General features: G+C 62.5%; 17 protein-coding genes and 2 pseudogenes. 7 read left to right on the top strand and 12 right to left on the bottom strand.

The genetic code is table 11. The features are described 5' to 3' along the window. Positions 1-49: 49 nt before the first annotated feature. Positions 50-988 (bottom strand): acyltransferase family protein, encoded by a 939-nt coding sequence (locus DDQ68_RS01230; protein WP_162549704.1) that lies wholly within the window; start codon positions 986-988, stop codon positions 50-52. Positions 989-1,228: 240 nt separating this feature from the next. Here DDQ68_RS01230 and DDQ68_RS01225 point away from each other — a divergent pair, with 240 nt between their 5' ends. Together DDQ68_RS01225 and DDQ68_RS01220 are read left to right on the top strand one after the other, a co-directional pair. Continuing rightward, a complete protein-coding gene (locus tag DDQ68_RS01225) occupies positions 1,229-2,701 on the top strand; it encodes a cobyric acid synthase (protein ID WP_211320213.1) in 1,473 nt (490 codons plus the stop codon). A 177-nt stretch (positions 2,702-2,878) separates the two neighbouring features. Further along, positions 2,879-3,907 carry a pyridoxal phosphate-dependent aminotransferase gene (locus tag DDQ68_RS01220; RefSeq protein WP_109652260.1) on the top strand — a complete coding sequence of 343 codons (1,029 nt, stop codon included), beginning with the start codon at positions 2,879-2,881 and terminating at the stop codon, positions 3,905-3,907. Between the two features lie 357 nt (positions 3,908-4,264). On the opposite strand, the gene DDQ68_RS01215 is transcribed toward DDQ68_RS01220, so the two are convergent. The 6 genes from DDQ68_RS01215 to DDQ68_RS01190 all read right to left on the bottom strand — a co-directional run bounded on the left by DDQ68_RS01215 (position 4,265) and on the right by DDQ68_RS01190 (position 12,264). After that, positions 4,265-5,236, bottom strand: coding sequence for a glycoside hydrolase family protein (locus DDQ68_RS01215; RefSeq protein WP_109652258.1), 972 nt, complete (start codon positions 5,234-5,236; stop codon positions 4,265-4,267). Positions 5,237-5,329: 93 nt separating this feature from the next. Beyond that, positions 5,330-6,349, bottom strand: coding sequence for a glycosyl hydrolase (locus DDQ68_RS01210; RefSeq protein WP_162549703.1), 1,020 nt, complete (start codon positions 6,347-6,349; stop codon positions 5,330-5,332). A gap of 35 nt (positions 6,350-6,384) precedes the next feature. Continuing rightward, positions 6,385-8,007, bottom strand: a complete 1,623-nt coding sequence (locus tag DDQ68_RS01205; RefSeq protein ID WP_109652252.1) for a glycoside hydrolase family 28 protein — start codon at positions 8,005-8,007, stop codon at positions 6,385-6,387. Between the two features lie 75 nt (positions 8,008-8,082). After that, the gene (locus DDQ68_RS01200; protein ID WP_109652249.1) at positions 8,083-9,504 is read right to left on the bottom strand and encodes a sugar porter family MFS transporter; all 1,422 of its coding nucleotides are present in this window, start codon (positions 9,502-9,504) and stop codon (positions 8,083-8,085) included. 169 nt (positions 9,505-9,673) lie between these two features. Beyond that, positions 9,674-10,474: a DeoR/GlpR family DNA-binding transcription regulator gene (locus DDQ68_RS01195; RefSeq protein ID WP_109652245.1), complete on the bottom strand. Its 801-nt coding sequence runs from the start codon at positions 10,472-10,474 to the stop codon at positions 9,674-9,676. A 38-nt stretch (positions 10,475-10,512) separates the two neighbouring features. Then, positions 10,513-12,264, bottom strand: coding sequence for a class I mannose-6-phosphate isomerase (locus tag DDQ68_RS01190; RefSeq protein WP_109652242.1), 1,752 nt, complete (start codon positions 12,262-12,264; stop codon positions 10,513-10,515). A 223-nt stretch (positions 12,265-12,487) separates the two neighbouring features. Here DDQ68_RS01190 and DDQ68_RS01185 point away from each other — a divergent pair, with 223 nt between their 5' ends. After that, positions 12,488-14,941 (top strand): GH92 family glycosyl hydrolase, encoded by a 2,454-nt coding sequence (locus tag DDQ68_RS01185; RefSeq protein ID WP_109652239.1) that lies wholly within the window; start codon positions 12,488-12,490, stop codon positions 14,939-14,941. Positions 14,942-15,093: 152 nt separating this feature from the next. On the opposite strand, the gene DDQ68_RS01180 is transcribed toward DDQ68_RS01185, so the two are convergent. The 5 genes and pseudogenes from DDQ68_RS01180 to DDQ68_RS01160 form a co-directional block, all read right to left on the bottom strand. Continuing rightward, positions 15,094-16,545 (bottom strand): family 43 glycosylhydrolase, encoded by a 1,452-nt coding sequence (locus DDQ68_RS01180; RefSeq protein WP_162549702.1) that lies wholly within the window; start codon positions 16,543-16,545, stop codon positions 15,094-15,096. A gap of 454 nt (positions 16,546-16,999) precedes the next feature. Then, complete coding sequence (locus tag DDQ68_RS01175) at positions 17,000-17,557, bottom strand: hypothetical protein (protein ID WP_170121909.1); 558 nt, start codon at positions 17,555-17,557, stop codon at positions 17,000-17,002. An 11-nt stretch (positions 17,558-17,568) separates the two neighbouring features. Continuing rightward, positions 17,569-17,712, bottom strand: a pseudogene (locus DDQ68_RS24525) (hypothetical protein); the annotation flags it as partial. 122 nt (positions 17,713-17,834) lie between these two features. Beyond that, a pseudogene (locus DDQ68_RS24520) lies at positions 17,835-18,206 on the bottom strand (transposase); the annotation flags it as partial. 207 nt (positions 18,207-18,413) lie between these two features. After that, positions 18,414-19,403 carry an aldo/keto reductase gene (locus tag DDQ68_RS01160; protein ID WP_109652225.1) on the bottom strand — a complete coding sequence of 330 codons (990 nt, stop codon included), beginning with the start codon at positions 19,401-19,403 and terminating at the stop codon, positions 18,414-18,416. A gap of 103 nt (positions 19,404-19,506) precedes the next feature. On the opposite strand from DDQ68_RS01160, the gene DDQ68_RS01155 reads away from it, so the two are divergent. From DDQ68_RS01155 to DDQ68_RS01140, 4 genes are all read left to right on the top strand, one after another. Then, positions 19,507-19,950, top strand: coding sequence for a hypothetical protein (locus DDQ68_RS01155; RefSeq protein ID WP_109652222.1), 444 nt, complete (start codon positions 19,507-19,509; stop codon positions 19,948-19,950). Positions 19,951-19,953: 3 nt separating this feature from the next. Next, a complete protein-coding gene (locus tag DDQ68_RS01150; RefSeq protein WP_109652219.1) occupies positions 19,954-20,646 on the top strand; it encodes an SCO family protein in 693 nt (230 codons plus the stop codon). Beyond that, the gene (locus DDQ68_RS01145) at positions 20,643-21,155 is read left to right on the top strand and encodes a c-type cytochrome (RefSeq protein WP_109652216.1); all 513 of its coding nucleotides are present in this window, start codon (positions 20,643-20,645) and stop codon (positions 21,153-21,155) included. Before DDQ68_RS01150 ends, DDQ68_RS01145 begins: the two co-directional genes overlap by 4 nt. 224 nt (positions 21,156-21,379) lie before the next feature. Continuing rightward, positions 21,380-22,345: an enhanced serine sensitivity protein SseB C-terminal domain-containing protein gene (locus DDQ68_RS01140; protein WP_162549699.1), complete on the top strand. Its 966-nt coding sequence runs from the start codon at positions 21,380-21,382 to the stop codon at positions 22,343-22,345. The last annotated feature ends 100 nt before the right edge of the window (positions 22,346-22,445 follow it).

Genomic DNA, 22,445 nt, shown 5'->3' with positions numbered 1-22,445 from the left:
ACCAGCTTGGGGGCGGCAACCGATGCCACTGGCTTTGAAACGACTCAGTTTATTTTTCGCCCAGCAGCAGCGCCCGCAATAACGGAATGCGTCGCGCGACCAACGTGAAAACCACGCTTATTGCAAAAATCAGCGTCGTGACCAACAGTTTCGCTGGCAAGTTGTACTGGAGCGTGTAGTGTTTTTTCTCAAGCAAAAACTCCAGCGCCTCCAGAAAAAGTACGTGGCTTAAATAAACGCCGTAGGTCGTGGCAGCCAAGGTGGCCAGCCATTTGGGAACCACAAGACTGGGCAGGCTCAGGGCAATCAAAAGCAAGCCAAGGCCACCAATGGGCAGTACCAGCACAAAACTCCTGGCCGGCTCCGGGTACACTACCAGCAACCCGGAAACTGCCAGTCCGGCTAAAACGAGGCCCAGAACTAAATACCTCCAGTCACGGCCTGGGCTTTTCAGGACGCGGGCGAAGCCAAACGCCGTGGCCACGTAAACGGCAATGGCCCGGTAGTCTGTGATGCCGTAGCAATCGTGCCAGCTGCCCCAGGCCAGGTAGCCAAGGGCCCCGGCGAATAACCCCACGGCCAATAAGTGTTTCGTGTTGTTAATCAATAAAAAAACGCTCAACGCAATTACTTGCATTACAATTAGTTGTGGCAAATAGTAGAGGTGTTCGGCACTGTCGGCGTAGAGGAAAATTTTCACCAGATCAAACGTCCTGTTGCCGTGCGTGAGTATGTTTTTTGCTAAGAGTAATCCGGCGTAAATAACCGACCAAGCCAGCAAGGGCCGCCCAATTCTTTTCCAGATTTTCAGGGCGATGCCGTTGACATCGGCGCTCTCATTTAAATTAGCAACGAAATAGGTTAGGGCGGTGATGAAAAAAAACGAGACGCAAAAAAGGCTGAGAAAGCGCCCGGTATTTTCGGCAGCCGCTGTACTGCTGTGCACGTGAATGGCGACAACACCAAAGCAGGCCAGCAGCCTGAACATATCAATAGTGGAATTTCGCTGATTAGGTAAAACTTTCGGTTGCATTTTTTGAAAAGCTTTTGGGGTGGAGTAGAGCGAATTGGTGATGCGCGCGGCGCGGCAAGTTATTCATTTGCCGCTTGCAGCCGGCGCTGGTGTTGGCCGCGCTCCGTGCTGGCCAGGCGCGAGGCCGGGGGTTGCCACCAGCCACCGTCAATCGGAGAATACTTTTGGGGCCCCGGACCCTCTTTTTTCTCCCCCATGCTCCGTTCCATTATGTTCGTCGGCACCGCGTCCGACGTGGGCAAGAGCGTCGTCACGGCCGGTTTTTGCCGCATTTTTTTGCAGGACGGCCACCGGCCCGCCCCGTTCAAGGCCCAGAACATGAGCCTGAACAGCTACGCCACGCCCGAGGGCCTCGAAATTGGCCGGGCCCAGGCGGTGCAGGCCGAGGCCGCCGGTATCCCGTGCCACGTCGACATGAACCCCGTGCTGCTCAAGCCCACCTCCGACCAAGCCGCGCAGGTAGTAGTCAACGGCCGGCCCATCGGCACGCAGTCGGCCTATGAATACTTCCGCACTAACGACCGCCACGCCCTGTTCGAGGCCGCCACCGCGGCCTACGACCGACTGGCCGCCCGCCACTCGCCCGTGGTGCTGGAGGGCGCCGGCAGCATTTCGGAGCTGAACCTGAAGGCCCGCGACATCACCAACCTATGCATGGCCCGGCACGCCGGTACCGCCACGTACCTGATTGCCGACATTGACAAGGGCGGCGTGTTCGGGAGCGTGTACGGCACGCTGGCTTTGTTGGAGCCTGAGGAGAAAGCGTGCATCAAGGGCATTATTATCAATAAGTTCCGGGGCGATGCGCGACTGTTTGAGGACGGCCGCCGGCAACTGGCGGCGCTGACCGGCGTGCCGGTAGTGGGGGTGTTGCCGTACTTCCGCGACATTTTTGTGGAGGAGGAAGATTCCGTGGCGCTGGCCCGCAAGCAGCGGGCCCCCGGGGCCCCCGGCCGGGTGCAGGTAGCGGTAGTGCTGCTGGGCCGCATGTCGAACTTCACCGACTTCGACGCCCTGGGCCACGACCCTCGGGCGCACCTGTTCTACACCCACGACGCGGCCGAAATCCAGGCGGCCGACGTCATCATCCTGCCCGGTAGCAAGAACACGATTGACGACCTCATTGCGCTGAAAGATAACGGTCTGGCCGCCGCCATCGTGCAGGCCCACCGCGCCGGCAAAACCGTGGTCGGCATCTGTGGCGGCTACCAGATGCTGGGCCGCTCGGTGGAGGACCCCGCCGGCGTGGAGAGCCGCGTGGCCGCCACCGCCGGCCTGGGCCTGCTGCCCGTACGCACCGTGCTGGAAGGCGAAAAAACCACCCAGCAGCGCCGGTTCGCATTTCTGGGCGGCGGCGCAGCCGACTGCCAGGGCTACGAAATCCACATGGGTCGCACCGTGGCCGAGGGGCCCCCGCAGCCCGTGGCCACCCTGGCCGACGGCACGCCCGACGGCTACTACGCCGGCCCGCGCTGCTGGGGCACCTACCTGCACGGCATCCTCGACAACCCAGCCGTCATCGACGCGCTGCTGGGGCCCCATACCACCGAAACCGCCGCCGTCCCGCTCGATTTTGCGGCGTTCAAAAACGAGCAGTACGACCGCCTGGCCGCCCTCATCCGCGAAAACGTAGACATGGCGCAGATATATAAAGCGCTGCAAATGTGAGTTCGTAACGGGTTCGTTTAATACTCGTCGCGCAGTAGGGTACGGGGCTTGCCCCCGCCCGCCGTTCGCCTCGTTTCAACGATTCCGTGCAGCTATGGACGGGGGCAAGCCCTGCACCCTGCTGCGCGCTGCATGATGTTCTGAGATCATAAAATTCTCCCCTAAACTCCCCCCACTATGCTGCACGGCCACGGCGACGACGGCTACCGTCACCCTTCCGAAATCGTAGCCGATTTCAGCACTAACGTGTGGTACGGCGGCGAGCCGGCGGGCCTGAAGGAGTACGTTTTCAGCCAGTGGCCCCGCGTGAACCGCTACCCCGAAGTGCTGGCCGAAAGCTTGGCCGCGCGCGCGGCGGCGCACCACGGCGTGGCCCCCGGCCAGGTGCTGATGAGCAGCGGCACTACCGAAACCATCTACCTCGTGGCACAGGCCTGGGCCCGGCGGCGCAGCACGGTCGTCACGCCTGCCTTCGCCGAGTACGAAGACGCCGGCCGGCTGCACGACCACCAGCAGGACTTCCTGGCCTGGGACGACCTGCGCGTGGATACGCTGATAAACAGCGACTTGGTGTTCGTGTGCAGCCCTAATAACCCTACGGGCAGCGTGCTGGGGCCCCGGGTGCTCGAAACCTTGCTGGCGAACAACCCGCGCACGGTGTTCGTGCTCGACGAGGCGTTTATCGAGTTCACTGCCAGCGCCGAAACGGCCGTGCCGCTGCTGGCGCGATTTGATAACCTGCTGGTTATGCGCTCGATGACCAAGGCTTACGCCATTCCGGGGCTGCGCCTGGGCTACGTGGTGGCGTCAGCGCCCCTTATTGCCCGGCTCACCCGGGCCCGGGCCCCCTGGACGGTGAACGCGCTGGCCGCCGCCGCCGGCCACTTCATCTTTGAGCACTTCGCCGTCGTGCAGCCACCCACCGCCCGGCTACTGGCCGACCGCGCCACCTTCGCCGCCCAGCTGGCCGAAAACCTGGGCCTGGAAATCTTCCCCAGCCACACGCACTACTTCCTGGGGGCCCTGCGCCACGGCACCGCCGCCGCCCTGAAGCGCGGGCTGCTGGACCGCTACGGCCTGCTCATCCGCGACGCGGCCAACTTCCGGGGCCTCACGCCAGCCCACTTCCGGCTGTGCACCCGCCGCCCGGCCGATAACCAACTGCTCGTCAATGCCCTTGCTGAATGGACCGCTTCACGCGCCTAAAATAGTTTCCGCACTCATGCACAGAATTAAAAATGATAAATTAAAAATCTCACTATCAAATTTTTGGCGGTGGTCCAAAGCGGGGTGATTCCAGCGTTTAATTCTGCTTCTTGACACACTATTTTCCGCTTTTCTGACTCCATTCAAGTGGTTCCCATTAGAACGCGCTAATAACTGAAAATAGAATATCACCCCACTTTGGATCACCGCCAAATAAACAACGATTAGACGAGGCAATGGAGTTATGTGCAAGCCTCGCAAACTTTAAAACACACAAGTTACTGTCTACCAAACAATAGTATGTCTATTAAAGAAAAAGGGTAAGAAAGACGCAGCGCCGACCACGGGAAACTACGGCTATTTTAGTACTTTGCCAGGCCAACTCCACGTTAGTAAGTCATCACTCCAGGCAATGCCAATAGAGGCATTTTTGTCGAAGTCGCCGGCTTCTTCCGTCTTAGGCCCCGAGCCGTGAAAGAGCATCACATACTTACTAAAGCGGGGATTCTGCTTCAGGTTGAGCACAGCGCCGGCGCTGAGGCGACCCTGTGCCCAGGGCCACTCTGCCTGGCCTAGGGTGATGAGGCTGCCCCAGTCGCGCCAGGTGCGCAGATCGGTGGAGCGCTTGAGGGCCACGCCATTTTTGGGCGAATGCAGGAGCACGTATTCGTTGTTTTCGACCAGCACGCAGGCATTTTCGCCCGATTCGGTGTGGCCAGCGTAGGTCCAATTGCGCAGGTCGCGCGAGAAGGACATGCTCACGCCGTTCTGCTTGTAGAAGCACCACCACTTGCCGGGCTCGTCTTTGTCTTCGAGCAAATATGGGTCAATCATGCGGCCCAGGCTCTTTTCGTCCACGTCAGGGCCCTTCACGCGCAGCAGTTCGGGGGCCGCCCAATGATGCAGGTCGCGGCTGCGCATAGTGAATAGGCGGGCGTCGCCGGTACCGAAGCGGGGCATCTGGTCGGCGGTGTAGTCGGGGCGCGGGTAGGTTTGCAGGCACAGTACCCACTCGTTACCGAAGCGCACCACATTGCCGGGGCTGCTGTAGTCGAGACGCTGGTCGCGGGGCGTGAGGATACGGACCGGCGACCAATGCTGTAAGTCCTTGGTCTGGCTCATGGCCGTGTAGGAATACACCTTATTGTCGGCCTCGGTGCGTACCAGCGTGAAGAATACGAAGAGCGAATCCTTCTGATAGAGCACGGCTGGATCGCGGTACGCCGTGCGCTCATCACCCCGAAACAGTACTGGCGACGACAGCGCCGTGAGCAGGTTTTTGGGCGGAGCCAGGAAGGTAAAAAGACTAAGCAGGCAGGTGATGAGCATGGGAAGTAGGCGTTGGCATAGATAATCCGTCATGCTCATCTGGCGTCCGCGCAGTCTAAGCATGACAACCTTCTTATAAGCTGGACACTTGGCTCATTTCGATAGCCGCTTCGGCACGTCTTCAACACTCAGCACGCGGGGCGAATCGTAGACGCGCTTTATTTCTTCCGCGCTATTGGCATTAAACAGCATCTCGCCCCACGACATAAACCAGACGTAGGGCTGCTGCTTCAGCTGCTCGGGTGGCACCAGCTGGCTGTGCTCCGAAAGACCCACGGGCTTGCGGCCCGCCAGCCGGTGCATGGTATCGTACCAGCGCTGCGGGTAGGTGGCGCTGTCCTTGCGCGGGTAGATATCGGTGCCAAGTAAATCGACTTTATCGCGGCCGGGGAAGTAGGTTTCCACGCCTGGGTTGGGCTTGTCGGGTGTCCAGGCCCAGAGCAGATTGTTGAGGTGGTGGTGCTCGGTGTAGTAGGCGTAGAGCTGCTGCCACAGGGCCAGGTAGCCCGTGGCACCGGGCCGGCCACCCCACCAAAACCAGTCGCCGTTCATTTCGTGGTAGGGCCGAAAAATGACCGGAATGCGCGCCGCCTGCAATTGCGTTAAGTAGCCGGCCAGCAGGTCCATCTGGGTGGCCCATTTCTGGTAGAGGGGCGTGCCGGGCGTGAGCAGTTCCTGCCACTGTGCATCGGTGAGCTTGCTGATGATGCCGCCCTTAAAATCGCAGGGCTCGCCGATGACCGGGTTGGCCTGGTGGTAGCTCATCACGATGATGGCCCCGCGCGCGTGCTGCCGCTTGATTTCGGGCACCAGCAGCGGCCGGTACTTGATGTTGTCGATGTCGTGGGTGGAGTCGGCGAAACCAAAATCGCCCCCCCAGATGGCCGGGTACTTGCCCGTAAGCTGCTGCACCCGGTCGGTGTTGATTGACATTCGGCCCAGCACGTTGTGCATCCCCGAGAGCGTCTTTTTGCCCCGCAGCTTGTACAAATATTTCAGGAGCTGCCGCGCCTCGGGAGTGGCTTTGGGGTTAATCGGTTTGCGTTGGGCGACGCTCGCTAGGCTGCTCAGCAGGCCGACCGCCAGCAGCACCAGCCGTAGCATATTTCGCATTGAGCGGCGCAATTGATTAGTTAAAGTCATTAATATCAGTTTGTTATAATAACTGCTTTCCGGGCGGCCGGCTCCACCACGAGCTGCGGCATCTTTTTGGCGTCCGGCGTCTGAACGTGCAACTCCTTCGTCTGGCTGCCCGTGACCTGGCAATAGAACGGCCCGATGGGTGCCAGCAGGGGCCACGCCAGGGCGCCCCGCTGCGTATCGGCCAGCAATACGGCAGCTTGGGGGCTTTGCGAAAATGGTGGGCTGTCGAATTGCGCGATTTGGAAATCCCGGACGGTGTGCAGGGCCAGGCCGTGCGCCCACTTCGCTTCGGGGGCTTGCGCCTGCCAGCTCACCCTGATATTGCGTAGGTCGAGCCCTTCGGCGTTGCGGATTGTCAGGCCGTCGGTTGCGCGCTTGTCGCGCTCCGACTCCGGCTGCATCGTAAGGCCGATATCGGCTAGCGTCACGTTGTGGATGGAGGTGTACGCCTCCTCCCCCACCCCCGCAAACCCGGTGATGGTACTCGTACCCTCTACCCTACCCGAGATGCCCTGAATACGCACGTTTTCGATGCGGCCCACCTTCGAGCCATCGTTGCGCTTGAGCACGGTGAGGTGAAAAGCCTCGCCATTGCCCCACCAGAAAAAGGGCCGACGATGGCAGGCTAGCACGATGTTGCTGAATACCACGTCGGACACCACGGCCCCGTCGCGCACGATGATGCCCATCCCCCGATTAGTGTCGCTGATGGTGCAGTTGGTGAACAGAATGCGGCGAAAATCCGAGTTGGTTTCGGTGCCGATTTTCAGGGCGCAGGAACTCGACGACAGGACGCAGTTGGTTACGCTAATGTCTTCGCAGGTTTCGGAACGGCCACCCTGGCGGGTGGTTTTCAGGCAAATGGCGTCGTCGCCGGTGCGGATGATGCAATCGGCCACCAGTACCCGCTTGCAGCCGTCGATGTCGAGTCCGTCGGAGTTCACGCCCCGTTCCAGACTGGAGCTGATGTGCACGCCGCGAATGGTCACGTCCTGGCTCCATTGCAGGTGGCAGCTCCAGTTGGGCGAATTTTCGATGTGGATGTCGCGTAGGGCCACGTTGCGGCAGCCCGAAATGTAGACCAGCGACACCTTGGGGTCGCGCACCCGCAGGGCGTGCATGTCCACGCCGGCGGCCAGGGCATTGGCCGTCCAGCCGGGGTAGGCATCCGGCGGGCTAACGATGAAGGCAGTAAAGCGGGGCTCGCCCAGCACCGTGCCCGGCCCGGTCAGGCTGACATTCGACACGTTTTTAGCCACAATCAGAGCCGGAATGAAGCTGTCGCCCGCATCGAGCAGGCCGGCCTTGTCGTTGCGGTAGAGGGTCGAATCGGAGAGCGCGAGCAAGGTTGCTCCGCTGGCCAGCCGCAGCTCCACGTTATTGCGCAGGTAGATGGTGGCCGTGCCAAACACGCCGGCCGGCACCAGCACCTGCCCACCGCCCGCCGCCGCGCATGCCTCAATGGCCCGCTGAATAGCGGCCTGCGCGTTGCCCGTCCGACTGGGCTGGGCCCCATAATCCCGGATATCATATACGGCGGGGGGCCCTGGCAGCGGGGCCCCGCTCAGCCCCCCGGCCCGGCTAAGCAGTAGGCTCCAAAGCCCGATAAACAGCAGACGATTTATCATAGATTTACTGGAAACAGGCCCTTACAGTCGATAAAATCACCCTTTCTAACGAATTAGCTCGGATGGCGCGTAACATCAGGAAGATGATTTGAGGGCGTAGCCCGCCCCCTGCCAGGTGCGCTCAATCTCCTCCAAGGTACGGCCTTTGGTTTCGGGCACGCCGCGCCACACGAACACGAACGTTAGCACCGACAACACCGCGTAGAGCCCGAACGCGCCGGATAGTCCGGCGGCTTTTACCAGCGACAGGAAGGTGAAGGAAATGACCGTGCAGGCCACCCACAGTGCCACCGTCGCCACGGAGGCTGCCCGGCCGCGCACGGCGGTAGGGAAAATCTCGGTGATGACCACCCACACGCCCGGCCCCAACCCCACGGCGAAGCAGGCCACGTAGAGCATAATCAATCCTAACAGCCACGGCCCCGGCGCGTGCAATTGCAGGGCCACTACCAGCGCCCCCAGCGCCAGCGCCATGCCGCCCGAGGCCAGCAGCAGCAGCGGCTTGCGCCCGACCTTATCAATCACGAACAGGGCCACGACGGTGCCCGCGAAGTTGATACCGCCAATCAGAGCGTTGGCTCCAATGGCCGAGGCCCCGCTCATCCCGCTGTGCTCAGTGAAAATGATAGAGCCGTAGTACAGAATGGTATTGATACCCGTAACCTGCTGCAAAACAGCCAGTACCACCGCAATACGCAACGGCCGCCGCAGGCGCGGCTGAAACAGGCTGGTGGCTTCGTCGCGCTCGGCGGCCAGCGCAGCGTGAATTTCGGTGGCCTCGGCGGCGGCGGCTACCGGGCCGTTGAGCCGGGTGAGGGTGCGCAGGGCTTCGGCTTCGCGGCCCTGGCCCAGCAGCCAGCGCGGGCTTTCGGGCACGAGCAGCAGCGCAAACATGAATAGCGCCGAGGGCAACGCCGCCGAGGCGAACATCCAGCGCCACGCTGCCAGCCCCAGGTCGGCCAGGTAGTAGCTGGTGACGTAGGCCAGCAGAATTCCCGTTACGATAGCCAGTTGATTGAGCGTCACTAGCTTGCCGCGAATTGGCGCGGGCGCGACTTCGGCAATGTAAAGCGGGGCCAGCAGCGAGGCCACGCCAATGGCGAGGCCGCCCACCAGCCGGGCCAATACAAACTCGGTAAGCGTACGCGGCACCGCTGCCGCCAGCGAGGACAGCGTGAATAGCAGCGCCGCGCCAAACAGCAGCCGCCGCCGCCCGTAGCGGTCGGTGAGCCAGCCGGCCGCGGCCGCTCCCGCCACCGCTCCAAACAGAATGCTGCTGGCCGCCAGCTCAGTCTGCCCATCATTAAGGTGAAAGTCTTTCTTCAAAAACACCAGTGCGCCGTTGATGATGGCCGTATCGAAGCCGAACAGCAGCCCGCCCAGCGCCGCCACCGCCGCAATCAGGTACACGTAGCGGGTAGAGCCGGCCGCGGCTGTAAGGCCCCCCGCCGAGGCAGGCTCGCGGAACAGGGGGCCGGGTGAATGAGGAGCGGGCATGGGTGAGTTAGTGATTAAGTGATTGAGTGAACGGTCATGCTGAGCGAAGCGGAGCGCAGTCGAAGCATCTCTACCGCTTCGTTGAACGGTGCGGATGGAGCGGTAGAGATGCTTCGACAAGCGGACGCCAGATGAGCATGACCGTTCTTTTTGTTATCTCGAAACCCCATTAAACTACCAGTACCTCAATACCCATTGCCCGAAAAGGCGCGAGCTGCGCCACCGTGGCACCCGAGTCGGTGATGAGTTGGTGGACCTCGGCGGTGGGGCAGATGAGGGCGGTGGCAACGGTGCCGAGCTTGGTGTGGTCGGCCACCACGATGCGCCGCCGGGCCTGCCGCAGCATCACCTGAATGACAGCCGCTTCTTCAGGATGCAGCGAGGTCAGGCCCTTTTGCGCGTCAATACCATTGACGCCTATGAAGACTTTATCCACGAAAAACTGGCTCAACGCCTGCGCGGTGGCCGCGCCTACCAGCGAAAACCAGCCCCCGGTGAGGAAGCCTCCGGCCACGAATACCCGCACGTCGTCGCGCTGGCTCAGTTCCATCGCTACGTTCACGGTGTTGGTAACCACCGTCACGTTGGCCCCCGGCCGCAGGCTGCGAGTTACCTGCGTGGTAGTAGTGCCGGCGGTAAGCGAGATGGTTTCACCGGGCTCAATGAGCGCCGCCGCGGCCAGCCCGATACGGCGCTTTTCGGCCAGGTTACGGTCCATCTGCTCGTGAAAGCTGGAGTTGTAGCGGAATGGCTCGTACAGTAGCGGCTCGATGGGCACGGCTCCGCCGTGGGTGCGCCGCAGGCGGCCGCGCTGCTCCAGCTCTACGAGGTCGCGCCGCACGGTGGCTACCGACACATCGAACTGCTCGGCTAGCTCATCCACGGTGACGGTACCGGTGTGCAGCAGCTTTTCGACGATGGTTTGGGCGCGAGTGGCGGCGGGATTTTCGGAGGGAGTTAAATTACTCATAATCAGTTAATTATTTGTTCTGGCGGGCGCCTCACCCATTAGGTCCGAACATACGCCTTCATCGTGGCGCACTCGGTACCCTCCGCGAGCCCATGAGGCCGAACAGTATAAGCCCCGACCGCCGCCGGCACGATAAACGTTTCGGCGTAGTGCACGACGAACGGCTCAAACGCGCCGGTTGGGCTTTCCACCACGGCTTCCGCGCCCTGCACCAGATTGAGCACGTTGACGCCGCCGTGGGTATGGTGCGGCACGGGGCCGGTAAACCAGTGGCGGCGCGTTTCGATAAATTCGCGCCCGTGCAGGCCGGTGCGCTCCTCGCGCCAGCCCGCGCCCTGGGCCTCGGGCTCCACTGCATTCACCAGGTGGCGCGCTACCCAGGCGGTGGTGCGCTCGGGCTGAATGTTGGCCGCGCCGTGGGCGAGGTGAATGGGGCGGGGCCGGCCATCCAGGCCCAGGCGGTTCCAATCCCAAAGCTTAAAGGTGAAAATGAAGGGGGTAGCCGAAATTTCCAGCACCATGCTGCCCGCCCCGGAGCAGTGAATAGTACCGGCCGGAATCAGAAAGTGGTCATGCTTACGGGCCGGAAACTGCTGCGCGTAGCGCTCGGCCGGAAAGGGTTTGGCGGGGTCCTGCTGGGCCTGTTCCAAGTCAGTCAGCATGTTACGGTAATCAGCATCTTCCTTCAAGCCCAGATACACCGTGGCATCCGGCTCGGCATCCAGCATATAATAGCTTTCGTCCTGGGTATAAGGCAGGCCAAAGTGGTCGAAGGCGTACTCGGTAAGCGGGTGAACTTGCAGTGAGAGGTTGCCGCCGCCCACGGTGTCGAGCAGGTCGAAGCGGATGGGAAACTCGGTACCGAAGCGGGCGTGCACGGCCTCGCCCAGCAATTCGCGGGGGTGGGCAAATACGAGGTCAATACTCGGAATTTCGACCCGCACCGCGCCGAAACCCAGCAACAGGCTGTTTTCCTCGGGCACGCAGTCGAAGCACCAGGCGTAGTTGGCCGGGCCGTCGGGCAGGTCGCACACCTCGCGCATCCACTGCCCGCCCCAGGGGCCGGGGTCGAAAAACGGCACCACCCGGAACGGCCGCCGTGCGGCCGCCGCCAGGCCGGCCCGCAAGTCGGCCCCCGTGATGAGTTTGGGTTGGGCGAGGTCGTGGGTGTCAAGCAGAAAATCGGCGCGGGGCAGAGCCTGCTTTTTGAGCCGGTCGGCGGCCCGCCAATCCACGAAATAGGCCCGCTTATACTTCAAACTAGCTTTTTCGGCAAAATTCTCACTGCCCAGATTAGCGATTTCGCCGCGCCGCTGCCGCAATTGGATTTCCCAGCGGGCCAGGTCGGCATACACCAGCACGTCAGGATTCGGGCACACCAGCGTGGCCCCGGTTCCCAGCACTACCACCAAGCCACTATCAGCTTTTAGCTGCTGCTGAGCTGCTTGCAGCTCAGTGGAGTCAAAGAAATCAGCTACCGTCAGCCCATTGAGCCGGCCAAATACGGGGTCGTCGGTGAGGGGGCCGGCTACCATCGCGTCAATCTCGGCGAGGGGGCGGTACAGCGCATCGGCCACCACCCAGCGGGCGGGCGGCAGGGCGGGCTTCAACTCTTGGCGCAGGCGCGCCAGGTCGGTGCCGGGGTAGCACTCGATAGCCAGCACCGCGGGGGCCGCCGCGGGGAGGGCCGCTTGCAACACCGCTCCAATGGCCGCCCAACCGAGGTGGCAGGCATCGGCCGCCGTGGCTACCGGCACGAAGGGATATTTATCGTAATTGGAGGAACGCATAGAGTCAAGGCAGGGCCACACTGGCTAGCTACTGCAAATATTGATGTTAAAAATGTTTGTTTATCATTAAACCGAGCAAAATAATTTTTATTTGGCTTAAAAAGAAGCTTATTTTGTCCTAATCCTACTACCTCAGTAGAAAAAGCCAGGCCAGCTGACCACTCTTCCAGCTTAAAAAGTGGGTTGAGCCAGCTGGTTGCCCCTAGCCTTACTCCCCTTTCCCATGACTACACCGGCCTGCGCTTATCCCACCCAATCTATTGGCCATCAATATTATACCGCCAAAATGATGCTGGCTTGCCTGCTGGCTTTGCTGCTGTTGCCGCGGCTGGCTTCGGCCCAGGCGCGGCGGAAGGGGCCGGCAACCAAAGCCACTAAAGCGGTGACCAAGCAGCCCGTCGATTACGTCAACGTATTCACGGGCACATCTAACTCGCGCTGGGCGCTGTTTCCAGGGCCGACGGTGCCGTTTGGCATGGTCAAGCTCAGCCCCGACAATCAGGGCCAGGTGTGGACGGCCGGCTACGAGTACACCGTGAGCAGCATTTCGGGCTTCAGCCACCTGCACGCCTTCGGCCTGAGTGGTCTGAGCGTGATGCCCGCCACCGGCCACCTCGAAAACCTCAACCAAACCAAAACCTACCCCGGCGAACCCGACGGCCCCTTCGGCACGATGTGGACCGCCGGCTACCGCTCGCGCTTCGACAAGCGCACCGAGCACGCCGCGCCCGGCTACTACGGCGTGAAATTAACCGATGCCCGTACCAAGGCCGAGCTAACGGCCACCACCCGCACCGGCTGGCTACGCTTCACCTTTCCCGAAACCGGCAACCGCCAGGGCGACGAAAACAGCAGCGGCCCGGCCCGTATACTGTTCGATTTCGACTTCCCGACCGAGGAGCAGGTGGCCATCCAGAAGGTGCAGGTGCGTCAGGTAAGCCCCACGGAATTAGAAGGTTCCATTCAGCAGAAAAGTAGCTACCCCGACCAGTATACGGTGTACTTCGTGACGCAACTGAGCAAGGCCGCCGACAGCCTCAGCAGCTGGCAGACGCCGCCCTACACGGGCACGGCTACCACTTATGGCACCGCGTTTCGCAACCCAGCTACTATCCGCAACAACATCAAGGAGTTTGAGGGCAAGAACGACTGCGGCGTATGGCTCTCGTTTCACACCAAGGCGGGCGAGCAGGTAGTGATGAAGTCGGGCATTTCCTTCGTGAGCGTGGCCCAGGCGCGGCTCAACCTGGAAACCGAAACCAAGCCCTACGGCTTCAATTTCGACGCGGTAGCCGCCGCCGGCCGCCGCGAGTGGAGCGAGCTATTAGGCCGGGTGGAAGTCACGGGCTGGAGCGAAGCCCACAAGGAAACCTTCTACACCAACCTCTACCGCGCCTATACCGGCCGCGCCATTATGAGCGACGTGAACGGGCAGTACACCGATGCCTGCGAAAAAACCCAGCAATTATCTGCCCCCGCCGATGCCACGTACAGCAGCGACTCATTCTGGGGCACTCAGTGGAACCTGACGCCACTTATGACGCTGCTTACGCCCGCTAAGGCCAATTCCTGGGTCAATTCCTTCCTGGCACTCTACGACTCGGGCGGCTGGATTCCCGACGCACCGGTGGGCCTGGAATACTCGGCCGTGATGGGCGCGCAGCACCACAAATCCTTGATAGTAAGCAGCTATCAGAAAGGAATTCGGGGTTTCGACGTGAACAAAGCCTGGGCTGCCACCAAGCACGACCTCACCACGCCCGGCCAGGCCGGGCCGTGCGGGGGCTACGTGGGCAACCGCCAGCTCGGCCCGTACCTGCAATATGGCTACGTGCCCGATGAGGACGGGGCCTCGTCCAACACCCTCGAATACGCCTACGACGACTACGTGGCCAGCCAGTTTGCGCAGGCCCTGGGCAAAACCGACGACCAGGCCTACTTTGCCAAGCGGGCGCTGTCCTATAAAAATCAGTTCGACCCGCAAACCGGCTACATGCGCCGCCGCAAGCGCGACGGCAGTTGGGTATCGCCGGTCAACATCCATAAATTCGGCACCGTGGGCGACTGGAACTCCTCGGGCTGGATGGAGGGCACTGCCTGGATTTACTCCTTCTTCGTACCCCAGGACGTGCCTGAGCTGGTGCGCATGGTAGGCCAGAAGCGCTTCAACCAGCGTCTGGAAGAAGGCTTCGCCAGGGGCTACGTGGACCTGAGCAACCAGCCCAATATGCAGGCCCCGTTCCTGTTCAATTACTCAGGCAAGCCCTGGCTCACGCAGAAATACAGCCGCTACGTGATGAGCAAGTTCTACAACACCTCGCCCCTGAGCGGCTGGGTGGGTGAGGAAGACGAGGGCCAACTGTCGTCCCTCTACGTACTGTTTGCGATGGGCCTGTTCGAGATGGACGGCGGCACCGCCGTGCGCCCCACCTACGACCTCAGCAGCCCGCTCTTCAACCGCATAGTGCTACACCTCGACAAGAAGTATTACGGCGGCCGCACCTTCATTATCGAGGCCAAGGACAACTCCGAAACCAACATTTATATTCAATCGGCCACCCTCAACGGCCAACTGCTGGCGCGCCCGCTGCTTGCTCACGCTGATTTGGTAAAAGGCGGGACGCTGGTGCTGCAAATGGGGCCGCAGCCGAATATGGGTTGGGGGTTGGGGCAGTAGGGTCGCCCTCCACGAGCGCCTCATCCCCCGGCCCCCTCTCCGAAAAGGATAGGGGGAGCCGAACGATTTGGAACCGCGCAAGACTGGTGCCCCCTCTCCTTTTCGGAGAGGGGGTCAGGGGGTGAGGCCAACCGGCCACGCCGTATGAACAACTAATACACCTTCACCTCCCAAACCCCTGCCCGCGGCCCCCCTGTCCGCTCCGTCAGCTGCACGCGCACATAGCGGGCCTTGGTGGCGGGCAAAGTCACGGTAAGCGGCGAGGCCACGGCCGGCGTGCTGGTTTGGCGGCCGGCCGAGAGCCAGGTGCGGTTGTCGTTGGAGGTAAGTACCTCAAAATTATAGGTGTAAATCGGATATTCGGGGTAGATGTTGACTTCCTTCACCGGCTTCGCGGTGCCTAGGTCCACGGTGAGCCAAGCGGTGGGGCCGGGCTTGCCAATCCAAGGCGTGCCGTTGTTTTCGTCGGTGGCGTAGCTGGCCCGGGTTTTGGGGTCGAGGTCGCCCGAGCTAGTGGTAGGGGCGCGGTAGGCCAGGTTTTTGCGCGGCGGCACCGGGCCCAGCGCTCCAACCCCGACGTGCGTAGTTACCACGCGCTGAATGGAGCCATCGGGGTTGTAGAGTAGCTTATCAACGGCGGTTTGGCGCAGCTTGGCGGATATTTTGTATTCGTTCACCGTGTTGAAGCGGTGGTAGATGATGTACGTATCAGCACCCTTGCGCAGCAGCGTGTGGTGGCCGGTCGAGAAGATGGTGGCGTCGCTGGTATTGGTACCTAGGATGGGACGCATCATGCCCTCAGTCCAGGGGCCGAAGGGAGTAGGGCCAGTTGAATAACGCACCTGATACGTCTTGTCCCAGGTATGGCCCCAGGAATAGGAAAAGTAGTACTGCCCATTGCGCTTGAGCATGTAGGGCGCTTCGAAGTAGTGCGGCGGCGTCACGTCGCGCGGCTCCCCGTCGAAGGTAACCATGTCGGGCTTGAGCTTCACGGCCAGGCAGCGGCCTTCAATATCGAAGTCGGAGTGCGATGAGCCCCAGTAGAGGTAGGCCTGGCCATCATCGTCAATAAAGCATTCGGCATCAATGGTTTCGACGAAGAAAAACGCCTTGTGCCGAATCAGCGGCCCGCCTTCGGCGCGGGCGTTGCGCCAGGGGCCAAGCGGCGCATCGGCCACGCCCACCCAGATTTCCTCACCCACCGACACGTACATGTAGAACTTCCCGTTGGGCGCTTTCACCACGCTAGGGGCCCATACGCCGGCGGTTTGGGAAGTCGAGCTGCCGCACTGCGCCTTGGTGGGCCAGTTCAGGTACTGACACTGCCAGTTCACGAAATCGGTGGAGGTCCAGGCCGCCATGCGGTTGATGCCGTTCCAGTCGGTCAGGTCGCTGGTGGCGTAGATGTAGTAGGTACCCTTATCCTCGATGATGGTGGGGTCGGCGTAGTAGCCGGGCAGCAGCGGGTTGCCGTTGCCGGGGGCATTGAAGGGCTTGTCGCGGTGCAGCCACAGCCGCAGCACCGACGAGTCGGCCGGCGCTTGGGCGTGGGCGAAGGAGAAGCCGGTCAGCAGCGCGGCCAGGAAGAACAGGAAGGTTTTCATTTGAGAAGCAAGGTAGAAGACCTGCATTTAAGGCATTAGAATCTTTGCAGCATTTTTTAGGGATTTCGCACGCTTCCAAGATTTGGGTTGCGGATTGAGGAACAGGACCGCTGCTGGTCAACGAATTGCAACTCGCTCATGGCGTCAGGGGATGTAAGAAGATGGCGATGGCTTTTTTAAAATATCCAGCTCCTACGTCCCCCGTTTGTTGGCCGTGCGCAGCGCCCGCACTTCGGCAGCCTCGGCCGGGTCGGCGGGTCAGGGCTATTAGGCCGCTTTCTGCCACGCATAAAGCCGCTTGGGGTCGATATTCCGGGCATGGGCGGCGGCCAGCGTGGAGCGGCTTTTGCGGGCCAGTCGCAAGGCTCCGGCACGGAAGGCCGCACCATAACGCGGTCGTTTCAGAGGAGGGGCTTTTTCCGTGAGTTTGGGAAGTTAACTCTACTTTGGCAAGTTAGGTGGGCGGTTTTACGGCGGGTTTCGGGACGGTATAAGCGGCGCGTTTGTGAATGGCCGCCAGCAGGGCCTCATCCTCCTGGAGCAGATTGCGCAGCTTTTGAGCCAGCAGCAGTTTGAGACTGGCAAAAGACGGGTAGGGAATCGTTTCGTGGCCTTCGAGTTGGGCGGCGAGCATAAAATGCAGTGCCATCATCGTCAGGGCCACGTGGTGCTGCCAGGCGGGCCAGTGGCGGGTCTGGTTTTGGTGCAGGCCGAGCGGCTGCTTGGCCTCTTGAAACACGCGCTCAATCCAGTAGCGCTGCATCTGCCGGTAAGGCGCCTGGGCCACCCCCAGCGTTGGGCTACCGGGTGGGGTATAGCAGAGGCTGTATTTCACTTGCGAGCCGTCCAGCTCGCGGGAAATCAGCAGCTGTAATGCCTGCGCCTGCTGCTGAGCGGGCTCCCAGCGCCAGACGGGCAACAGCACTGCCTCGCGTTGCAGGGGGCCTTTGCGTCCCGCCCGGTACGTGTAGCGCCGCGCCGCCAGGAACTGGCGGGCACCTGGGTGGCCCACGCGGGCAAGAGCTGGGCCGTTAGCGTGGGCTGAAGCCGCCGGGCGGGACGGCCCCGCCTGGTGCTGGCCGGCGGCGCGGCCGGGGTCGGGTCGGACCCGTGCAGGCCCAGGTTCGGCCCGACGTCGAGCACGTAGGCCTGTTGGCGGCTTTCCAAGGCCTGGCGCAGGGCGGGCGAGTTGCCGTAGGCCGCGTCGCCCCCACCCAGTCGGCCTGCACCAACCCACTGACCAGCAGGTGCTTAACCAGCTCTGCCGCCAGCTCGGGCTTGGTGCGGTAGGCCTGGGCGGCGGCCAGGATACGGGCCTGCGTACAGCGGGCCGCGTCGATGCTCCAGGTTTGGGGCCGGTAGAGTTGCCCGCCTACCAACCCGGCGTGGGTGCCCCGGCTCAGCACGGCGAACACGCCCACCTGCCCGTTGCTGACCTTGCCCACCTGCCCGCTGTACTGGCGGGCCACGCCCACGCTGTGGTGGCCCGCCTTCTCCCAGCCGCACTCATCCAGCAGCAAGCCCTGCTCCCCACCGAGTGGGGCCAGGCTGGCCTGCACCCGCCGCGCTACCTCGTCCATCACGGCCAGCCCGTCCCAGGAGGAGACGCTGATAAAGTGATGTAGCGCGTCGTATGTGGAATCGGGCAAGCGTTCGTCCATGCGCTCCACATTGCTTGGGCAAGCGTGAAATAAACCTTTAAAATACTGCTGGCAGTGCGCAAGTTGGCCGTGTAAACGCGGCCGAAAGAAGGCGGCGTAGCCCGCTACATACGCCTCCGCTTTTTTTTAGTGACTGGCAATTCCATGCCCCAAAATTATGACAACGCTACCTGCCCCCTAACTTGCTAAAGTAGAGCTAAATGACAGCTATCCGTTCACCGAGCCCATCATGGCGGCGGGGTAGCGGGTGCCGGCGGCCACGCCCTTGGGGGCGATGTCGTCGAGCTGGGCCAGCTCATTCTTGGAGAGGGTGATTGCCAGGGCCCCCAGGTTTTCTTCGAGGTAAGCCACGCGCTTGGTGCCGGGAATGGGCACCACGTCGGGGCCCTGGGCCAGCACCCAGGCCAAGGCCAGCTGGCCGGGGGTGCAGTCCTTCTGCTTGGCCAGATCGTTGATGCGGGCCACAAGGTCGAGGTTTTTCTGGAAATTCTCGCCCTGGAAGCGTGGTGTGAAACGGCGGTAGTCGTCGACGGCCAAGTCCTCAAACTGCTGGATTTGGCCCGTCAGGAAGCCGCGGCCCAGCGGCGAGTACGGCACGAAGCCGATGCCCAGCTCGCGGCACGTGGGCAGGATATCGTCCTCCGGCTCGCGGCTCCAGAGGCTGTACTCGGTTTGCAGGGCGGCGATGGGGTGCGTGGCCGCGGCTCGGCGCAGGGTGGCGGGGGCGGCCTCGCTCAGGCCCAGGTAGCGCACCTTGCCCGCTTCCACAAGGCGGCTCATGGCGCCCACGGTTTCCTCGATGGGCGTGCTGGCGTCCACGCGGTGCTGGTAGTAAAGGTCGATGTAATCGGTACCGAGGCGCTTGAGACTGGCTTCACAGGCCGCTTTCACGTACTCGGGGCGGCCGTTGATGCTGCGCTTGGTGGGGTCGTGGGGGTCGCGCACGATGCCGAACTTGGTGGCAATCAGTACCTGGTCGCGCTTGCCCTTGAAGGCCTGAGCCAGCAGTTCCTCATTTTTAAAGGGCCCGTACATGTCGGCCGTGTCGAAGAGCGTGACGCCCAGCGCCACGGCCCGGTGCAGGGTGCGGATGCTTTCGGCGTCGTCTTGCTGGCCGTAGAAGTCGGACATGCCCATGCAGCCGAGGCCGAGGGCAGAAACCGTGAGGCCGGAGCGGCCAAGGATGCGGGTTTGCATGAAAAAGGGGTTGAATAGTATGGGACCCTACTAAACGGCCGGGGCCCCGCGGGGTTCGGGCGGCCCGGGCTGCCGGCACGCCGCTGGCCGGTACCTTTGCCCCATGAAGGTATTTGCTCCCAAAACCCTACTCGTGGCCCTAGCGGCCGCCGCCGGCCTGGCCGCCTGCTCGCCCACCACTACTGCCGCCGACGCGCCCGCCGCTAGCGCCCGCGCCGCCGAAACCCTGCTCATGGACCGCCACGACTCGGTCATGACTCAGACCGGCCGCCTGTATGAGCTGCGCCAGCAGATAGCCACCGCCAAGCCCGCCAACCCGGGGCCCTACGTGCACGGCCTGCAAGCCGCCGACAACGCCATGATGGCCTGGATGCACGGCTACCACGCCCCCGACACCGCCACCACGCCCGCCCCGGCCCGACTGGCCTACATCCAGCAACAGCAAGTGAAGCTGCAAGCCGTGGAAAAGCAAATGCACGGCACTATCGATTCGGCCGCCGCGTTGTTGAAGCAAGCCCCGGGCACTCCTGCCCCCGCTACCAAGTAAGCTATGTCGAACCGCTTTTGGCTGGCCCCCGCGCTGGCCGCCGTCCTGCTCACGGCCTGCTCTGGCCCCAGTGCCGACCAAGCCGCCCGCCTGCCCATTCTGGGTGAGCGCGACGTGCGCCCCAACCCCAACGGGGGTCCCGCCGATACCATTTTTGCCACCGCCCCCGCCTTTAAGGCCGTGGACCAGGCCGGCCAACCCGTCACGAACCAGACCTTCGCGGGCCGGGCCTACATCACCGATTTCTTCTTCGCCACCTGCCCCGGCATCTGCCCCAAAATGAACGGGGCCCTGCTCACAGTGTTCAAGCCCTACGCCACCGACCCGCGCGTGGCATTCGTGTCGTTTACCATCGACCCGGCCCACGACTCGCTGCTCGTACTCAACGACTACGCCCAGCGCCTGGGCGTGACGGACGCCGCGCGCTGGCACTTCGTGACGACCGGCCGCTCGGCCACCGCCCGCGACACAGTATATGGCCTGGCCAAGGGCTTTTTCACGGCGGCCCAGCCCGACAAAGCGGCTCCCGGCGGCTTCGCCCACAACGGCACCTTCGCCCTGGTGGACGACCAAGGCCACATCCGCGGGTTGTATGATAGCCTGAACGCCAATGAGGTAGCCCGCCTGCAAAAGGAGCTGCCCGTGCTGCTAGCCGAAATCGCGGAGCGCCACCCCCAAGCCACCGCCGCCAAATGATGCGGCGCTGCCTCGGGCTGGGGGCCCTGGGAGTGGTGGCGGCCCTGTCGCTGCCCGGCTGCTTTTCCAACAACCGCCACCAGGGGGCCCGCATCTACGCCGAGGCCTGCGCCGGCTGCCACGGCGACGCCGGCCAGGGCCTGGGCCGCCTCATTCCGCCCATAGCCGGGGCCGATTACCTGGCCCTGCACCGCGCCGAGCTGCCCTGCATGCTGCGCCGCGGCGTGCACGGCCCCATGACGGTGAACGGCATCCTCTACAACCAGGTGATGCCCGCCGCCCGCATCGACGACAAGCAGCTCAGCCCCGCCCGCCTCACCAATCTGCTGAACTACATCGAGAACAACTGGGGCAACCACGCCGCGCCCCGCACCATCCAGGAGGTTGAGCGCCAGCTCACCGCCTGCCCCAACGTTGGCGAGGCGGACAAGGCAATTAATCTTGGGGCGCTTCATAGTAGCAAAAAGGTCGTCATACTGAGCGTAGCAGAAGCATCTCTGCTGCGGTAGTAATTAATTATTTACTCAGCGGGAGGGATGCTTCGACTGCGCTCTGCTTCGCTCGGCATGACGTTCTAATTTGAACAGCCAATTACCGCCCGGGGCCCCCAGCAATAATTCAATAACCAGCCAGCCACTGGCCGAAAAACCAGTTGTCCATGCCACGGCCCCCCGCCCGTTTCCCGTCCGGGCCGTACTTTGCGGTTCATTCCACTGCTCTTTTTCTTTGCCTCATGGGTCTGCTTGACTTTCTAAAAAATAAGCCCGAGAATAAACCCGCCGACGCGCCGGCTCTTACCCCTGCCGTGCCCGGCACACCAGCACCGGCCGATGCCTTAACCACAGCCAAGCCCGCCGGGCCCCGCTACCAGGGCTCCAACTTCAAGACGCCGGCTCCCGAACTGGCGCAGGTATCGGCCACGCCGCTGCCCTTCCCAGCCCCCGAGCCGCTGCCGTTCCCCTTCGAGCCCGAAAACGTGCTGGAGCAGCTGCTGCTACTGGCCGCCACCGAGGAGCAGGCCCGCCCGGCCTTCTACCAGGCCCTGATGCAGGAGGAAATCCTAATGATTCTGGCCCCCGAAGAAGGCGTGGGTCCCGGCGATGTGGTGCCCGCCGAAGGCGCGCAAATCCAGCTACAGGTGCTCACCGATGGCAAGCTACCCATCTTCACCTCGCCCAGCCGCCTCACCGACGGCGGCCAGGACGCCGCCGAGGTGAGCTACGTCCGCATCCCCGGCCACGCGTTTTTCAGCATGGTGCAGGGCCAGGACTGCGTGCTGAACCCCTTCTCGCCCGCCGGCAAACTGCTACCCAAGGAGGAGATTGAGGCCCTGCTCAACGGCCAGCTCACGGGCCCGACTTCGCCCGCCGGCGGCGACGCCGAGGTGCTGCTGAGCCAGCCCGAAGACTACCCCACCGCCGTGGCCGACGCCGTGGTGGCCTGGGCCGCCACTCAGCCGCATCTGCGCACCGCCTACCTCGCCCAGATGCAGCTGGCTAACGCCCCCGAAACGCCCCGCCTATTACTGGCCTTCGAGAGCGACGCCGCCACCCCCGAGTTCATGCAGGAGCTGGGCCCCGTGCTGGAAGGCAGAACCGACGCTTTCCAGTTCGTGGACCTGATGCTGCTGGACCTGGAATCGCAGGAAGGCGTGAACCCGTATTTCCTACAGGTAGAGCCCATTTACCAGCGCGCCTAGCGCAGCTTTGCAGGCGGCATTAGCCGCTGGCAACGAGGCGGTTTGGGTTAATTTCCAAACTTTTGCTATAAAGTAGCGGCGCCTCCTTGCGTTTCCCGCC

The organism is Hymenobacter nivis (assembly GCF_003149515.1).
GTDB lineage: Bacteria > Bacteroidota > Bacteroidia > Cytophagales > Hymenobacteraceae > Hymenobacter > Hymenobacter nivis.
Note: the sequence above shows the minus strand (reverse complement) of the source record. Positions and strands in the feature narration are given on the sequence as shown.

Coding starts and splice junctions, on each gene's coding strand:
- DDQ68_RS01230 (WP_162549704.1), bottom strand. CDS start 988: ATGTTCAGGCTGCTGGCCTGCTTTGGTGTTGTCGCCATTCACGTGCAC.
- DDQ68_RS01225 (WP_211320213.1), top strand. CDS start 1,229: ATGCTCCGTTCCATTATGTTCGTCGGCACCGCGTCCGACGTGGGCAAG.
- DDQ68_RS01220 (WP_109652260.1), top strand. CDS start 2,879: ATGCTGCACGGCCACGGCGACGACGGCTACCGTCACCCTTCCGAAATC.
- DDQ68_RS01215 (WP_109652258.1), bottom strand. CDS start 5,236: ATGCTCATCACCTGCCTGCTTAGTCTTTTTACCTTCCTGGCTCCGCCC.
- DDQ68_RS01210 (WP_162549703.1), bottom strand. CDS start 6,349: ATGCGAAATATGCTACGGCTGGTGCTGCTGGCGGTCGGCCTGCTGAGC.
- DDQ68_RS01205 (WP_109652252.1), bottom strand. CDS start 8,007: ATGATAAATCGTCTGCTGTTTATCGGGCTTTGGAGCCTACTGCTTAGC.
- DDQ68_RS01200 (WP_109652249.1), bottom strand. CDS start 9,504: ATGCCCGCTCCTCATTCACCCGGCCCCCTGTTCCGCGAGCCTGCCTCG.
- DDQ68_RS01195 (WP_109652245.1), bottom strand. CDS start 10,474: ATGAGTAATTTAACTCCCTCCGAAAATCCCGCCGCCACTCGCGCCCAA.
- DDQ68_RS01190 (WP_109652242.1), bottom strand. CDS start 12,264: ATGCGTTCCTCCAATTACGATAAATATCCCTTCGTGCCGGTAGCCACG.
- DDQ68_RS01185 (WP_109652239.1), top strand. CDS start 12,488: ATGACTACACCGGCCTGCGCTTATCCCACCCAATCTATTGGCCATCAA.
- DDQ68_RS01180 (WP_162549702.1), bottom strand. CDS start 16,545: ATGAAAACCTTCCTGTTCTTCCTGGCCGCGCTGCTGACCGGCTTCTCC.
- DDQ68_RS01160 (WP_109652225.1), bottom strand. CDS start 19,403: ATGCAAACCCGCATCCTTGGCCGCTCCGGCCTCACGGTTTCTGCCCTC.
- DDQ68_RS01155 (WP_109652222.1), top strand. CDS start 19,507: ATGAAGGTATTTGCTCCCAAAACCCTACTCGTGGCCCTAGCGGCCGCC.
- DDQ68_RS01150 (WP_109652219.1), top strand. CDS start 19,954: ATGTCGAACCGCTTTTGGCTGGCCCCCGCGCTGGCCGCCGTCCTGCTC.
- DDQ68_RS01145 (WP_109652216.1), top strand. CDS start 20,643: ATGATGCGGCGCTGCCTCGGGCTGGGGGCCCTGGGAGTGGTGGCGGCC.
- DDQ68_RS01140 (WP_162549699.1), top strand. CDS start 21,380: ATGGGTCTGCTTGACTTTCTAAAAAATAAGCCCGAGAATAAACCCGCC.